Consider the following 15214-nt stretch of genomic DNA (forward strand, 5'->3'; position numbering starts at 1 on the left):
GCCGCCAGGGCGCGGAGCGCCGTAGAGCGTGTCCCGGCCGTGCGCAGCACACAGGGACAAAGCGGGCACCCGCACGATTGCCCCCTTAGCAAGTTTAAAGCAAGCTCCTACCGCCGAAATTTCGGGTGGCCGGAGGGCAGCGCCCTCCGGAATCCCCCTTCGCAAGGGGGACTTAGGGGGATGGACTACCCGACTTAGGGGGATCAAGCTACGTCAGCAACTGCACCCGTCCTTCTCTTCCCCGCCGAAATCAACCTGCGTCGGGTAATCATTATCGAAGCAGGACAGACATAAGCCGCCTTTATAATCGCCGCTGTTACGTCCGGCGATTGAGGTAATCAGTCCCTCTGGTGACAAAAAAGCCAGGGAATCCGCATTAATTTCTGTACACATTTCCTCAATCGACTGGTACGAAGCAATAAGCTCGCGACGGTCTGGTGTATCAATTCCGTAGAAGCACGGGTTCTTGAACGGCGGTGAAGTAATCCGTACGTGAACCTCAGCGGCTCCGGCTTCACGCAGGAGATTGACGATGCGGCGCGAGGTGGTGCCACGCACAATGGAATCATCGATCATGACAACACGTTGGCCTTCAACGACACTACGAACGGCGCTCAGCTTCATCTTCACGCCTTGTTCACGCAGCTCCTGACTCGGTTGAATAAAAGTCCGGCCGGTGTACTTGTTCTTAATCAGCCCAAGCTCATAAGGAATACCCGTCTGCTCGGCATAGCCGATCGCCGCTGAAATACTGGAATCGGGCACCCCAGTTACAAGGTCCGCATCCACGAAAGCTTCAAGGGCCATTCGACTGCCCATCCGTTTACGCGCGGAGTGCAGGTTCGAACCATTCATGTCACTGTCCGGGCGAGCAAAGTAGATATACTCCATCGCGCACAGTGCCTTACGTTTGGGTTCAGCGAACCGGTCTTCTACAAGACCGTCCTTATCCAGCACGAGCACTTCGCCCGGCTCAATATCACGGACCAGCTTCGCCCCGATTACTTCCAGTGCACAGGACTCCGAAGCGAACACATAGGCTTCACCAAGCCGTCCCATCACAAGCGGACGCAGCCCGTGTGAATCAGAGGCAACAACCAGCTTGTCATTTGTCATCAGCAGAAAAGCGAACCCGCCTACCAGCTGTCGCAACGCATCCTTGGTCGCTTCGACAAAATCCTTTTGCGAACGCGCAATCAAATGCGCGAGCACCTCGGTATCACTGGTTGTCTGGAAGATGGAACCCGCTTGCTCCAGCTCTTTGCGAATCAGCGGTTCGTTGACAATGTTGCCGTTGGTAGCAATTGCCAGGTCACCGTCACGGTATTTGAAGATAAGCGGCTGCGCATTGGTCAAACGGCTATCGCCGCTAGTGGAGTAACGCACATGCCCGATGGACATGTCTCCGATCAACGAAGCGATTTTGTCCTTATCGAACACTTCTTTTACCAATCCCATACCGCGGTGATAGTTGAAGTCACGACCGTTCGCTACACAAATGCCCGCGCTTTCTTCCCCACGATGCTGCAAAGCATGCAGACCATAATAAGACATAGAAGCGGCCTCCGGGTGTCCAAAGACCCCGAAAACGCCACATTCCTCTTTTAATGTATCAAAAACATCTCCCGAGCCCGTTCCTTCGTTGTAAAAGTCGCCGGTCCACAGGATGGGTTCCGCCTGCTCTTTCCCGGTCTTTATTTCATAAGACATGGAATGGCATCCTCCCAGATGAATTTCAATTCTGCGATAGGCTCATCAAGTACGGACGCGCCGTCCAGATTCACCCGCAGTCTATCTCCACCTACGGTTCCGATAATTTCCACCGGCACACCGCCAGCAGCAATCGCTGCTTTCAGCTCTTCCGCACGATCAGGTGCTGCCGTAAGCACAATGCGTGATTGGCTTTCACTAAACAACGCTACATCATGACGCAAGCCGCCTGCAGAAAGGTCTACGTTAGCTCCAACACCCCCGCTGATACAACTTTCTGCCAAGGCTCCAGCTAGTCCGCCCTCGGACAAGTCATGCGCCGAACGCACCAGACCACCGCGAATCGCACCAAGCACCGCTTGAAGCAGTTTTTTCTCAGTAGCCAAATCGAGTGCCGGAGGACGGCCTTCTGTTAAGCCATGCACAGCATATTGGAATTCACTGCCGCCTAGCTCTGCCTTGGTTACACCGAGCAATAGAATAGTATCTCCCTCCTGCTTGAAGGCTTGGGTCGTAATATGATCGGTGTCCGTCACCAGACCTACCATACCAACAACCGGCGTTGGATAAATGGCTCCTGAAGCATTTTCATTATACAGACTGACATTACCACCAATAACCGGCGTATCGAGCACACGGCAGGCTTCTGCCATACCATCAACTGCACGCTCCATTTGCCAAAAAATCTCTGGCTTCTCCGGGTTGCCGAAGTTCAGATTATCTGTAATTGCCAACGGTTCTGCACCGGAGCAGACAATATTGCGTGCCGCTTCGCTCACTGCAATCCGTCCGCCAACTTCAGGATCAAGGTAGACATAACGGCCATTACAGTCCGTTGTCATTGCCAAGCCCTTACGTGTACCGTGGATTGTAACTACTGCTGCATCGGAGCCGGGACGAACTGCCGTGCTAGTCCGTACCATGTAATCATATTGATTGTAGACCCACGCTTTACTCGCAACGGTAGGAGATCCAAGTATCGTGCGGAGTGCACCGCCAAGATCAGTAACTTCCTCATAACGCAATGTATCTACCGATTCATTCTCTATATAATAAGCAGGGACTGCTGATGGCTTGTCATATACCGGACATTCATCCACCAGTGCTGTTACCGGCATATCACCAACAACCTCACCATGATGGTACAATTTCAGACGTCCGTCATCCGTTACCTTGCCCACTTTGCAGCAAATGACGCCCCAACGGTCAAATATCTCCTGCGCCTGTGCCTCATCCTTAGGCTCAACCACGAAGAGCATCCGTTCCTGAGACTCCGACAGCATCATTTCGTAAGGTGTCATGCCTTCCTCACGCTGTGGCACTTGATCCAGATACAGTTCCAGGCCATTCCCTGCTTTGCTGGCCATCTCGGCACTGGAGCAAGTCAGACCTGCTGCGCCCATATCCTGAATTCCAATTACAATTCCACTATCAATTAGCTCCAGACAGGATTCCATAACAAGCTTCTCCATAAAGGGATCGCCTACCTGTACCGCCGTCCGATTGGCTTCCGATTCTTCTGTGAGTTCTACTGAAGCGAAGGTCGCACCGTGTATACCATCCCGTCCAGTAGGCGGACCTACGTAATAGACCGGATTTCCTACACCTTTAGCGACACCACGCTGGATTTTATCATGATCGATCAAGCCAACGCACATCGCATTTACGAGCGGGTTGCCGTCGTAGCTGTCGTCAAACATAATTTCGCCGCCAACAGTTGGAATCCCGATACAGTTGCCGTAAGCCGCGATACCGGATACCACATGCTCGAATAAATATTTCGTCCGGTCACTTTCCAACTTCCCAAAACGTAAGGAATTCAGAATGGCTATCGGTCTTGAACCCATGGAAAAAATATCACGGATGATCCCGCCCACACCTGTAGCTGCTCCTTGAAAAGGCTCTACCGCTGATGGATGGTTGTGGCTCTCGATTTTGAAGACAACCGCTTGGTTATCTCCAATATCTACGATACCCGCACCCTCACCAGGTCCCATCAGAACACGGGGGCCGGTTACCGGGAAGCGCCGTAACAGCGGCTTAGAGTTCTTGTAAGCACAATGCTCAGACCACATAACACTAAATACACCGATTTCTGTGTAATTCGGCTTTCGTCCCATGAAAGAGGTGATCAGCTCATACTCGCTATCCGACACGCCGAATTGGCTGTAGATTTTGAGCTCCGCGATTTGCTCTGCGGTCGGTTCTTTAACGGATACTTGCTGCGTCATAACGTTCCCTCCATGTCTTCAGTATGGATGTAAACATCCGTTTGCCATCTTCTGATCCAAGCAACAGATTAGCTGCACGCTCCGGATGGGGCATCATGCCGACCACATTGCCTTGAACGTTACTGATTCCGGCAATATCAGCTACAGAACCATTAGGATTGTCGCTGTATGTGAACACGATCTGATTATTAGCCTTCAATTCGGCCAGGGTCGCTTCATCACAGTAATAGTTACCTTCACCGTGAGCGATTGGAATAACAATTTCTTCACCTTTAGCATAGTCAATTGTAAATGGGGTTTCATTATTAACTACCTTAAGCACCGTGTCATGACAGCGGAATTTCATGGAGCTGTTACGAAGCAATGCGCCGGGAAGTAGTCCAGCTTCCGTAAGAATCTGGAATCCGTTGCAAATACCGAGCACGAACTTGCCCTGCTCTACCGCTTTCGCAACTTCAGCCATTACCGGAGCAAACTGGGAAATCGCACCGCAGCGCAGGTAATCGCCATAGGAGAAGCCCCCAGGGACAAGAATACAATCAAAAGCTGACAGGTCTGTTGCCGTATGCCACACATATTCGACCGGTTCGCCGAGCGTGTCCTCTACCGCCTTGTAGCAGTCAATATCACAATTGGAGCCTGGAAAGACAAGTACAGCGAATTTCATCTTGATTAGTCCTCCAATTCGTAGCGGTAATCCTCGATCACCGTGTTGGCTAGCAGCTTTTCGCACATTTCCTTGAGACGTCCTTCCGCTTCAGCGCGGTTATCCGTGTCTAAAGTCAGCTCCATATATTTACCGATACGCAAACTTTCAACTTCCTGGAAACCTACGGAATGCAAAGCCCCTTGTACCGCTACCCCTTGGGGATCGAGCACGCTTTTCTTGATGGTGACATATACCGTCGCTTTTAACATACGCTTATTGTTCCTCCTAAAAGTTTTATGGAGTTAGCACTCCATTGATTTACTTCGCAATAAAACTTGCTTCGAAAGCTTACGCTTAATTTTTGTGAGCACACTGATTTACTAATATCGTTTATAAAGACTTGCCGGTAAGACGATGATAGATGTCCAGATAACGGCGTGTGGTCTCTTCTACCACTTCAAGCGGCAGCGGGTCTGGCTTGCTATTTTTATCCCATGGGGATGCTGAAAGATAGGTTCGGACAGGCTCTTTATCCATACTATCAATATCGATATCGAGACCATATTTATCCTTGGCCCAGAAGCGTGAGGCATCTGGTGTAAAAATCTCATCAATCAGAATCACCTTGCCGTCCAGGAGGCCGAATTCGAATTTGCAATCAGCAAGTATAATGCCACGCTCGGCGCAGTACTCTCTGGCAAAAGCGAACAGTTTCAGGCTTTTATCCTTCAACTCTTGAGCTAGTTCAGCGCCAATTAGCTCCTGCATTTTCTCAAACGGGATATCTTCATCGTGACCCACATCATTTTTGGCTGCTGGGGTGAAGATCGGTTGTGCTAACAGCGCGTTTTTGCGCAAGCCTTTAGGAAGTTCTATTCCATTCACCTTGCCCGTTTCTTCATATTGTCTCCAGCCCCCGCCAGTGATACAGCCACGAACTACACACTCGATATCAATGCGCTCCGCTTTGCGTACGACCATAATGCGGTTCTTGAGTGCCTCTCTATCCTTAATGACGTCTCCGAGCAGATCCACATCGATATGCACGACATGATTCTCCATCAGCTCCTTTGTCATTCCGAACCAGAATGCACTCAGTCGGTTGAGCACATTACCCTTCTCCGGCACCGCCGGATCAAGCACATAATCAAACGCAGATATCCGATCCGTGACAACGATCAGTATCTGGTCCCCCAAATCGTATAGCTCACGAACTTTCCCTTTATAGAGCAGCGGCGCATTAATGAGTTCCACTGCAGTGGATACGGCAGGGTGTGTCATGACCTTTCCTCCCTTGAACTAATGATCTCCCTAATAAATGGATGGTCTAGTAGGAAGCACCTCCGAGGAATATTTGGACTTTCGATCGCTGTTATTCTCAGATTTTTTTATTTAATTGAACCGCTTTATTGGTTGAAATCTGAGAATAAAGGCGAACGCTACGCTTCTACAGTTCCAAAATTCCTCTACAGTACTTCCGCATCCATCCTAACTGTATTACTCCGTTCCTTAGTTCACCAATAATTCACCTTTTATTAGATGAGCTCCAGCTTGCGGAAAATGGTGTCCACATGCTTCAGGTGCCATGTAGGACTGAATGCATCGTCAATCTCTTCCGGGCTAAGCAGATTAGTAATCTCAGGTGTCGCTTCTACGATAGTACGGAATTGGGTCTGTTCCTCCCAAGCCTGCATCGCACGCGGCTGCACGGTATCGTATGCCTGCTCGCGGCTAAGGCCTTTGTCGATCAGCTTGGTCAGGATGCGGCCAGAGAAAGGAACGCCGAACGTACTGTTCATGTTGCGTTTCATATTTTCCGGGAATACAGTCAGGTTCTTCACGATGTTCCCCAAACGGTTCAGCATATAGTTAAGCAGCATAGTCGCATCCGGCAGGATGATACGTTCTACCGAGGAATGTGAAATATCACGTTCATGCCACAGCGGCACGTTCTCATATGCAGTAACCATATGGCCGCGAATGACACGGGCCAGACCGGAGATGTTCTCACAGCCGATCGGGTTGCGTTTATGCGGCATCGCGGATGAACCCTTTTGACCTTTGGCAAAAGCTTCTTCTACTTCACGGATCTCACTCTTCTGCAGCGCACGAATTTCGGTTGCGAACTTATCCAGTGAAGTGGCTACCAAAGCCATTGTCGCCATATATTCGGCATGACGATCACGCTGCAATGTCTGCGTGGAGATGGGTGCCGGGCTTGTACCCAGCTTGCGGCAGACGAATTCTTCCACAGACGGGTCGATGTTGGCATAGGTGCCAACCGCGCCGGAGATTTTACCGAACTGTACACCATTCGCCGCATGGCGGAAACGCTCAAGATTACGTTTCATTTCCTCGTACCACAGTGCCATTTTGAGACCGAAAGTAGTTGGCTCGGCATGTACTCCATGGGTACGGCCCATCATCGGTGTATCTTTGTAAGCAACAGCCTTATCCTTGAGTATCTCTATAAAGTTAAGGATATCCTTTTCCAGAATCTCATTCGCCTGACGCAGCAGATAGCCAAGTGCCGTATCTACTACATCCGTGGAAGTAAGACCATAATGCACCCATTTACGTTCCGCACCCAGACTTTCGGAAACTGCACGGGTAAAAGCGATCACATCATGGCGGGTCTCCTGTTCAATCTCGTCAATGCGCGCGATGTCGAATTTGGCATCCTTACGCAGTTTAGCCGCATCCTCATGCGGAATCACTCCAAGCTCTGCCCAAGCTTCACAAGCACACAATTCCACTTCCAGCCACGCGTTAAATTTATTCTCTTCGGTCCAAATGGCCCGCATCTCAGGTCTGCTATATCGTTCGATCATAGGTGGTCAGTTCCTCCAAAGGTTAGTTTGCTCTACCCAGGATAATCCGTCTCCGGTATCCTTGCAGAGCAGGTTAATATGGCCCATTTTGCGGCCTAACTTACTGTCTGTCTTGCCATATATATGAAGCTTAGGTGAAATCCCCAGCCGATTTGCTTCTTCATCTGCTTTACTTAAGACCTCAATCGTACCCTGCAGATGCTGTCCGAGCACATTTACCATGACCACAGGAGTCAGTAGTGAAGTATCGCCGAGCGGCAAGTTGCAGATGGCCCGGACATGCTGCTCGAACTGTGAGGTCACACAAGCATCCATGGTGTAGTGACCTGAATTATGCGGTCGGGGAGCCAGTTCATTCACGAACAATTCCCCGTCCGCCGTGACGAACATTTCCACTGCCAGCAATCCAACGGCATTAAGGCCGGATATTAGCGTCTCTGCCAACTTGCAGGCCCGCTTTTGAATATCCTCCGTGACCCTCGCAGGCACTATGGACAGATGCAGGATGTTGTTTACATGAATGTTCTCGGCAGGTGGGAAGCTCTTCACCTCACCACCGGCACTTCGCGCCGCAACTACAGAAATCTCGCATTGAAAAGCGATGAATTTCTCCAGCACCAGCTCCGGCTCAATCTCCTTGTCGGATGCACTGGATTCTGGCACCAGCTGCCGAAAGGCTGTGCTCAGCTCTTCCTCGCTGCGGATGACGGCTTGTCCCTTGCCGTCGTAACCCCCTGTGGCTGTCTTCAGCACACAGGGCAATCCCAGCTCGGCTGCCGCGCGCTCAAGCTCCGCAAGGCTGCCGACCTTCCGGTACGGGGCGACGGGCACGCCCGCCGCCTCGATGGCGGCTTTCTCGCGCAGCCGATGCTGTGTCGTATACAGCAGCGCGCTGCCCTGCGGCACGTACGACTCCTCCGTCAGCAGCGCGGCCACGCCTGCGTCCACGTTCTCGAACTCGTACGTGATGACGTCTGCGCGTTGCGCCAGCTCCCGCGCCGCGGCTCGGTCGTCATACGCCGCGATAATCTGCGGCGTAACCTGCCCGCAGGGCGCATCCGGCGCAGGGTCGAGCGCCACGAAGCGATAGCCCATGGCGCTGCCGGCCAGCGCCATCATGCGCCCGAGCTGGCCGCCGCCAAGCACGCCGACAGTCGAACCAGGTAGCAGCGTCCGAACGACATCCGCCTGTTGTTCCTGCGCCTTCAGTCCACTGTCCTGGCGAATCACTCCTGCCACTTTCAGCTGCTCCGGCCTCATAGACTGTCGCTGCCTTCCAGTACTTCATCGCGAATCGCGTCACGCCGCAGTTGTACCCGGTTCTGTACTTCAGGATCGAAAGCTCCGATAATCTGCGCTGCTAATAGACCTGCATTTACAGCTCCAGCACGGCCAATAGCTACCGTAGCCACTGGAATGCCACCAGGCATCTGTACGATCGAGAGCAACGAATCCAGACCGTTTAAAGCCTTTGACTGTACAGGTACTCCAATGACCGGTAAAATCGTCTTCGCAGCTACCATTCCTGGCAGATGCGCCGCTCCGCCCGCTCCTGCAATAATAACGCGGATGCCGCGACCCGCTGCTGCTTCCGCATATTGGAACATCAAATCCGGTGTCCGGTGCGCGGATATTACTTTTTTCTCATAAGACAGATCAAGCTCCTCCAGCACCGCACAAGCATGCTCCATCGTTTCCCAATCTGATTTACTGCCCATGATGACAGCCACCTGCACAGACATGATTTGACCTACCTTCCATTACTATGAATGAATATTTTTTCTGGGTATGCTCCTAATTATCTACTTGCTTAGCTTCCCTTAAATTCGAAAAAAAAAGCCCGATTTCCAGACGCATTTTGCTGCGGGAGATCGGACTACTGAAGGAAATAAAAGATAGTTATCCCGCATGGCCTCTTAGCCTGCTGGCCTAAAGCGCGGAAAAACGCACAGTGCAGCGACCCATTACTTGGGACGACTCTGTCGCATTCTATCAATCTATTTCCTCGTAGTCCGGTAATTTACGGTTCCCGGGTAGAAACTTCCGGGCCATATCCCCGGTTTTATACGAGCTACTTATGACTTCAGTTTAACAATGCCCTACACTCGATGTCAACTTAAACACGAACATTGTTAAATTCGCTTTATTAATTGTTCGCTTTTGGGCACATTCACTTTCTTTATAACGGCTTATTGTCTTGAGAATGAGTCATTTCCACTTAGTTCCAGCCTTAAACACCATAATGTCATCCTACTTTTGCAGTATTGCTGCCTAATAAAGAAAAAAAGGGGAACGCTTATCAGCGCTCCTCTTCAATACTCTATACTATTTCACTACCAATACAGGAATACGTGCACTCTGCACTACGTTGTGACTCACGCTGCCCAGAACAAATTCACGAATTCCTCCAAGGCCGCGGCTACCAATAACAATAACATCCACATCATGTTGTTTGGCATATTTCAGAATCACTTCAGCAGGAGAACCCTGTAATAGCTCTACTGCAGCATTCAGCCCCTCTGATTCCAAACGGCTTTTTACTTCTTCAGTCGTCTGTACTGCCAAATCATAATATTCCTTGTTCACTGAAGCCGGCAGAGGCGCGAGCGCTTCCCCGATAAAAAACCTTGGGAATTCAAACGCATGTACGACATGTAAAGAAGACCCTGGAGTTACCTTAGCCAGCTCAATTGCGCGCTCCAATGCTTGATTGGATGCCTTTGAACCGTCGTAGGCGAGCAAAATTTTAGAGAATAACATGTACGCCACCTCATCTTCTATTTTGTATAATCATAATGGATTGATAATGCCATTATCTTAAAAAATAACTATAAAGTAGAACATTCAGCAGCAGAAGCAGCGGAATTCCGATTCTAAAGGACGTATGTCGCGTCTTGTGGCGCTTGCGGTACATGGCGATCAGTACACCTAACGCTCCGCCTATGGTGGCTAGCAGAAAAAGTGTTCTCTCTGGCACACGCTCCCGCCTCTTACGGGCTTTGTTCTTGTCCTCGGACATGACCACATACCCGATAATATTAATAACCACGAACCACAGCATAACTACCTTGATCATTCCTTCTTAGCCCCTCCTCCGTGCATCCTACCTACTTATATTATATTACCCTTTTGTACAAAAAACCAATAATCCTCACATTCTCTGCAAGCATCCGTGTCTATCTTCCCATTCTATCGATTGGTTTCCCGCATCCATACCCATGATAATACCGCAGCTAAAGCAGCAGCTATTCCTCCCAGCCAGAATCCTCCAGTCAAACCATACACCGAGCTCATCCATCCAGCGACAAACGGCCCTGCCGACATACCTATCGCATAAACAGCCTGATAAAAGCCCATTGCTGTAGCGCGCTTATAGGGAGCTATCCCTGCTACCGATTTACCTAACAGCAGTGGGAAAATCAAGCCCTGCATAAAGCCGTTGCCCACCTGTGTAATACACAGCGCCGCAAGCGTTGGCATAGCCGGAATAAGCAAGGTGAAGATTGCACTGCCCGTAAATCCCAATAAAAGAGTTCCGCGGTCACCCAGCAGCTTCCCGAACCAGCGCGAGCCATAAAGTGTTGCAAGTGCATGGGGCACCATAAATGCCAGCGTCAGCCAACCCAAGCTTTCCTTGCTCGCGCCAAGGCTCAGTGCCTGATTGGGCGTGTAGCCGAACATTGTAATAAATAATACGCAGTGCGCAAGAACAGACAGCAATGATACTTTTACAAGCAGTGGTTCTTTGATGACAACGGCCAAATCCTTAATATGTATCGAGCTCTCCCGTTTCTCGGGTCTTTGATCAGGCAGACGTAGTGCAAGCAATAGCGCCACAATGGCTACGAACCCACCGATCAGGAAAGGTGCGTTCCAACCCCAATGATCGACCATATAACCACTGATCATCATACTCGACAGTTGGGCGATTACAGTTGTAAACTGCAGCATCCCCATCGCTCTGCCAGCTTCCTCTTTTGGGAAATATCCCGCGAACATCACGCTATACACGACCCAAGCCGATGCAGCAATACCGGATAAAGCTCGCGCTGCCAGAGCCCAACCTGGATTAACGCCCCACATAAACAGAAAACAACTTCCACCGCTGGCAATCAACCCTAGATAAATAAATGGCCTCCGCCGGTTGAGATAATCAGAACCAATACCGATCGGCAGGCGAAATATAATCTGCATCAGACCATAGACCCCGAGAACCATGCCGACCATAAAATACGAGGCTCCTAAATGCTCTACATAAGGCGAGAGCACCGGAACATAAATATAGGAAGAGAACCAGAACATAAATACAATTATCAAAAAGAAAAACCGGCTATTTCCCTTCCCCTGTACAGGTTCTGCCGATTGTAACGAACTTATCTGCTGCTTCGTCACCAGTGTGATCACCTGCTCCATCCATCATTAGCCATTATTGGCCCAATTTTGATCTCTGCTTTACTCACTTTAGTAGCACCATTGCTACTATTGCTATTTCCCTTTTTGCTGCCCTTCCATAGCTGCCTTCAGCAGCTCCCCTAGATTGGATCCTACACTTTCAGGCTTGCTGTATTGCTGTACTAGCTTCTGTTGTTCCCGTTTATTGATATGCTTGTGATCCTTATCCATCGTCTCTGTAATACCACAGCCTAGACACTGGACGAAGAGCCCCGCTTTGCCTTCTTTCAACTCCATTTTCTTATGACACTGTGGGCAGCGACGATTCGATAATCTTTTTTCCCCAGCACGGGTATACCCGCAGTTATCAGCAGGACATATCAACAGCGTGCCACGCTTGCTCTTCTTTTCCAGCATTCTCGTTCCACATTCCGGACAATGGCTGCTGGAGACATTATGCGGCTTATATTCCGCTATACTAACCTTTACACCTGACACCAGTTCCTGTGCCATACTGCGAATTCCTTGCAAAAAAGGCTCCGGCTGACCTTGACCACGGGCGATCTTTTCCAGATCTGCTTCCCAACGCGCTGTCAGATCCGGTGTACGCAGCTGCGTAGACACAAGCTCAATCAGCTGTTTCCCTTTGCCAGTAGGATGGAGCAGATTTCCTTGACGTTCAATCGTATCAGAGCTTACCAGCTTTTCAATAATGTCAGCACGGGTTGCAGGTGTTCCCAGGCCGTACTTTTCCATCTGTGTCAGCAACGACGCTTCATTGTGGCGTTTCGGTGGTTGAGTCCGTCCTGCTTTAACCATACAGCGGCGAATTCTCACGATTTCCCCTTCAACAAGCTCTGGTAGCTTAATAGAGCTGGCTACTGGCTCGTCTGTCGAACTGCCATCTTCGTTATCACTGCTCATATCTCCGCCATATACCTCGCGCCATCCTGCCTCTTTAACTGTAGTTCCTTTCACATAAAAGCTTTCGCCCTCTACGCTCACAGTCACAGCTACAGTATCATAGCGAGCTGGCGGATAAAACAGACTTATAAAACGCCGCACAATGAGATCATACAGCTTTCGCTCCTCCGAGCTTAGCCCATTTAACAGCACTATCTGCTCTGTAGGAATAATTGCATGATGGTCGCTTACCTTGCTGTCATCAACGATACGTTTGGTAATCGAAAGCTGTTTACGCAGTAGAGGCCGCGCTAGAGAGGCATAAGGACCAACTCCCACACTATCTAGCCTTTCCTTGAGAGTGTCTGTCATATCAGAAGTAAGATAGCGGCTATCGGTACGTGGATACGTAACCAACTTATGCTGCTCATACAGACGTTGGAGCAGACTGGACGTCTGTTTCGCCGAAAATCCATACTTGCGGTTGGCATCCCTTTGCAACTCGGTCAGATCATAAGCGAGCGGATGAGGCTCCATCTTCTCACTTTTTTGCACTTTGGTAATACGTCCACTTTGCCCGCTGAGCTTATTACTCAAACTTGCTGTCTTTTCTTTATCAAAAATACGTCCATCTCCATTATTCCCCCGCCAACCCGCTTGAAATTGTTCAAAATCAGCAGTGATCGTATCGAAATCCTGTGAATGGAAACCAACAATCTCGCTCTCGCGATCTATAATCATTCCCAGAGTAGGTGTCTGCACTCTTCCCGCTGAGAGAGGTGCGCCATACTTGCAAGTTAAAGCCCGGGTAACGTTAAGTCCGATCATCCAATCCGCTTCTGCACGGCAGCGAGCCGATTCATATAGACGGTCGAACTCCTGCCCAGGCTTTAGTGCTGCGAATCCTTCCTTAATCGCCTTATCCGTCTGCGAGGAAATCCACAGCCGTCGGAACGGCTTTTTCCAGCCTGCCATATTTAATATCCAACGCGCCAATAGTTCTCCCTCACGCGCAGCATCTGTGGCAACAATGAGTTCCTCAATATCCTGCCGTTTCATAAGCTGTTGTATTGCCTTATACTGTTGACTTGTTTCCCGAAGCACCTTCAAATTCATTCGTTCTGGTAGAATCGGTAGATCTTCCAAGGCCCAAGTCGCAAATTTACTATTATATTCCTCAGGCTCTGCCAAGCCGACCAAATGGCCCAACGCCCAGGTTACCACATATTTAGGACCTTCTATGTAACTCTTCTGTTTATCCTGGCATCCCATTACTCGCGCAATCTCCCGTGCTACGGATGGCTTCTCCGCCAATACCAATATCTTCATAACGCTCCCCTTTCCATTTCGAATTTATTATAGCATCAAGAAGAAACGGCTTCGCCATTCTTTTATGGGCGATATCTAAACAACAAACAAGCTTCAAAGAAAACAGTCCCATCACCCTGCCCGCGTACAAATACACCTTCACTCGTAACAGGAGATCTAAAAATACTGATTTCATCTCCAAACTTAGCCTCTTGTATGTAAGTTATCCTAAAGCGCTGAAGGTCAGACGCTTCCCATTCATTTAGTGATAATACATCACAGCATAAGTCTCCATATCTTGCATTATTCAAATGATTGTTATTATCGAGTCCACTGTATCTTACCTGATACCTGTACACCTCTTCCATATAAAGCTCAGAGGGGATCGCAACTTTATTGGGCACAGAGCCTACTGAATCACCATGATAGGGCTCTACTTGTATGGGGAGAGCAGTGGGTCTGAGTATTTTTCGTTTATCGATATCTACCAGAGCCCAGATCGAACGTGCAGCTGCAATCTCTGTATTACCGCTGTCGAATATTCTGTAATCCCGCTGCCACAATGCACCTTGTGTACCTTTACTCCATGTACGGATGGAAAGAAGATCATTTTGTCGAGGAGATCTTTGGAATTCAAGATCAAGAGTGATCATCATCCAGCCCATTCTTGCCGCCAGCATCTTCTCCAGGCTTAACCCCAATCTACTAACCGCTGAATCTGCCGCACGTTGCATCATATCCAAAATGATAGATAATTTCCCATTGGAAAGATAATCGGTGTCACTCGCATGAACCATATGTTGTTCCGTCCATACAAGTTTAGTGTCGTTATCCATTTCCCATCCCCCTTAACACTTTAAATTCACGCGCAATACTTGAAGTATCCACAAAAGGCTTACACTATCCACATTAATTTGGGGAGAACTCCAGAAAATATAAATTCATTAACATGTGGATAAGTATTCTAGATTCAGTATTTCTTTAAAACTTATCCACAACATTCATATAGGCTCTATTTAGACAGGAAAAAGCCACTGTTGAATGAATCAACAGTGGCTTCATTTGCTTGGCAACGTCCTACTCTCCCAGGACCCTTCGGTCCAAGTACCATCGGCGCTGGAGGGCTTAACGGTCGTGTTCGGGATGGGTACGCGTGGAACCCCTCCGCTATCGCCACCAAACGGGTTTTT

The 15214-nt window shown here is 49.5% G+C and carries 13 protein-coding genes, 1 rRNA gene and 1 riboswitch; all 14 genes read right to left on the reverse strand.

Features of this window, described 5'->3' with window-relative positions; translation table 11 throughout:
* Positions 1 to 213: 213 nt before the first annotated feature.
* The 14 genes from purF to rrf all read right to left on the reverse strand — a co-directional run bounded on the left by purF (position 214) and on the right by rrf (position 15205).
* Positions 214 to 1710 carry an amidophosphoribosyltransferase gene (gene purF, locus GJB61_RS30840; RefSeq protein WP_154122841.1) on the reverse strand — a complete coding sequence of 499 codons (1497 nt, stop codon included), beginning with the start codon at positions 1708 to 1710 and terminating at the stop codon, positions 214 to 216.
* A complete protein-coding gene (gene purL / locus GJB61_RS30845; protein WP_154122842.1) occupies positions 1695 to 3941 on the reverse strand; it encodes a phosphoribosylformylglycinamidine synthase subunit PurL in 2247 nt (748 codons plus the stop codon). The genes purF and purL overlap by 16 nt, the downstream gene beginning before the upstream one ends.
* On the reverse strand, positions 3919 to 4608 hold the full coding sequence (gene purQ, locus GJB61_RS30850) for a phosphoribosylformylglycinamidine synthase subunit PurQ (protein WP_154122843.1): 690 nt from the start codon (positions 4606 to 4608) through the stop codon (positions 3919 to 3921). Before purQ ends, purL begins: the two co-directional genes overlap by 23 nt.
* 5 nt (positions 4609 to 4613) lie before the next feature.
* Complete coding sequence (gene purS / locus GJB61_RS30855) at positions 4614 to 4859, reverse strand: phosphoribosylformylglycinamidine synthase subunit PurS (protein ID WP_019913657.1); 246 nt, start codon at positions 4857 to 4859, stop codon at positions 4614 to 4616.
* A gap of 121 nt (positions 4860 to 4980) precedes the next feature.
* Positions 4981 to 5871, reverse strand: coding sequence for a phosphoribosylaminoimidazolesuccinocarboxamide synthase (locus tag GJB61_RS30860; protein ID WP_154122844.1), 891 nt, complete (start codon positions 5869 to 5871; stop codon positions 4981 to 4983).
* Positions 5872 to 6125: 254 nt separating this feature from the next.
* Positions 6126 to 7421, reverse strand: coding sequence for an adenylosuccinate lyase (gene purB, locus GJB61_RS30865; protein WP_154122845.1), 1296 nt, complete (start codon positions 7419 to 7421; stop codon positions 6126 to 6128).
* A 6-nt stretch (positions 7422 to 7427) separates the two neighbouring features.
* Positions 7428 to 8681: a 5-(carboxyamino)imidazole ribonucleotide synthase gene (gene purK, locus GJB61_RS30870; RefSeq protein WP_154122846.1), complete on the reverse strand. Its 1254-nt coding sequence runs from the start codon at positions 8679 to 8681 to the stop codon at positions 7428 to 7430.
* Positions 8678 to 9163 carry a 5-(carboxyamino)imidazole ribonucleotide mutase gene (gene purE / locus GJB61_RS30875; RefSeq protein ID WP_154122847.1) on the reverse strand — a complete coding sequence of 162 codons (486 nt, stop codon included), beginning with the start codon at positions 9161 to 9163 and terminating at the stop codon, positions 8678 to 8680. Before purE ends, purK begins: the two co-directional genes overlap by 4 nt.
* Before the next feature lie 246 nt (positions 9164 to 9409).
* Positions 9410 to 9511: riboswitch (purine riboswitch) on the reverse strand.
* 235 nt (positions 9512 to 9746) lie between these two features.
* Entirely contained in the window at positions 9747 to 10181 is a 435-nt protein-coding gene (locus GJB61_RS30880) for a universal stress protein (protein ID WP_154122848.1), read from the reverse strand.
* A gap of 52 nt (positions 10182 to 10233) precedes the next feature.
* A complete protein-coding gene (locus GJB61_RS30885; RefSeq protein ID WP_154122849.1) occupies positions 10234 to 10497 on the reverse strand; it encodes a DUF1294 domain-containing protein in 264 nt (87 codons plus the stop codon).
* A 113-nt stretch (positions 10498 to 10610) separates the two neighbouring features.
* Positions 10611 to 11834, reverse strand: coding sequence for an MFS transporter (locus GJB61_RS30890; RefSeq protein WP_154122850.1), 1224 nt, complete (start codon positions 11832 to 11834; stop codon positions 10611 to 10613).
* A gap of 72 nt (positions 11835 to 11906) precedes the next feature.
* Positions 11907 to 14045 carry a DNA topoisomerase III gene (locus tag GJB61_RS30895; RefSeq protein WP_154122851.1) on the reverse strand — a complete coding sequence of 713 codons (2139 nt, stop codon included), beginning with the start codon at positions 14043 to 14045 and terminating at the stop codon, positions 11907 to 11909.
* 62 nt (positions 14046 to 14107) lie between these two features.
* The gene (locus GJB61_RS30900) at positions 14108 to 14860 is read right to left on the reverse strand and encodes an acyl-[acyl-carrier-protein] thioesterase (RefSeq protein ID WP_154122852.1); all 753 of its coding nucleotides are present in this window, start codon (positions 14858 to 14860) and stop codon (positions 14108 to 14110) included.
* 228 nt (positions 14861 to 15088) lie between these two features.
* Positions 15089 to 15205, reverse strand: a 5S ribosomal RNA gene (rrf, locus tag GJB61_RS30905).
* Positions 15206 to 15214: the final 9 nt, after the last annotated feature.

Origin of the sequence: Paenibacillus monticola (assembly GCF_009664975.1) — a bacterium.
Taxonomy (GTDB): Bacteria; Bacillota; Bacilli; order Paenibacillales; family Paenibacillaceae; genus Paenibacillus_AQ; species Paenibacillus_AQ monticola.

What these genes read in the sequence shown, in the direction of transcription:
- purF (WP_154122841.1), bottom strand. Translation starts at nt 1,710, where the DNA reads ATGTCTTATGAAATAAAGACCGGGAAAGAGCAGGCGGAACCCATCCTG.
- purL (WP_154122842.1), bottom strand. Translation starts at nt 3,941, where the DNA reads ATGACGCAGCAAGTATCCGTTAAAGAACCGACCGCAGAGCAAATCGCG.
- purQ (WP_154122843.1), bottom strand. Translation starts at nt 4,608, where the DNA reads ATGAAATTCGCTGTACTTGTCTTTCCAGGCTCCAATTGTGATATTGAC.
- purS (WP_019913657.1), bottom strand. Translation starts at nt 4,859, where the DNA reads ATGTTAAAAGCGACGGTATATGTCACCATCAAGAAAAGCGTGCTCGAT.
- GJB61_RS30860 (WP_154122844.1), bottom strand. Translation starts at nt 5,871, where the DNA reads ATGACACACCCTGCCGTATCCACTGCAGTGGAACTCATTAATGCGCCG.
- purB (WP_154122845.1), bottom strand. Translation starts at nt 7,421, where the DNA reads ATGATCGAACGATATAGCAGACCTGAGATGCGGGCCATTTGGACCGAA.
- purK (WP_154122846.1), bottom strand. Translation starts at nt 8,681, where the DNA reads ATGAGGCCGGAGCAGCTGAAAGTGGCAGGAGTGATTCGCCAGGACAGT.
- purE (WP_154122847.1), bottom strand. Translation starts at nt 9,163, where the DNA reads ATGTCTGTGCAGGTGGCTGTCATCATGGGCAGTAAATCAGATTGGGAA.
- GJB61_RS30880 (WP_154122848.1), bottom strand. Translation starts at nt 10,181, where the DNA reads ATGTTATTCTCTAAAATTTTGCTCGCCTACGACGGTTCAAAGGCATCC.
- GJB61_RS30885 (WP_154122849.1), bottom strand. Translation starts at nt 10,497, where the DNA reads ATGATCAAGGTAGTTATGCTGTGGTTCGTGGTTATTAATATTATCGGG.
- GJB61_RS30890 (WP_154122850.1), bottom strand. Translation starts at nt 11,834, where the DNA reads ATGGAGCAGGTGATCACACTGGTGACGAAGCAGCAGATAAGTTCGTTA.
- GJB61_RS30895 (WP_154122851.1), bottom strand. Translation starts at nt 14,045, where the DNA reads ATGAAGATATTGGTATTGGCGGAGAAGCCATCCGTAGCACGGGAGATT.
- GJB61_RS30900 (WP_154122852.1), bottom strand. Translation starts at nt 14,860, where the DNA reads ATGGATAACGACACTAAACTTGTATGGACGGAACAACATATGGTTCAT.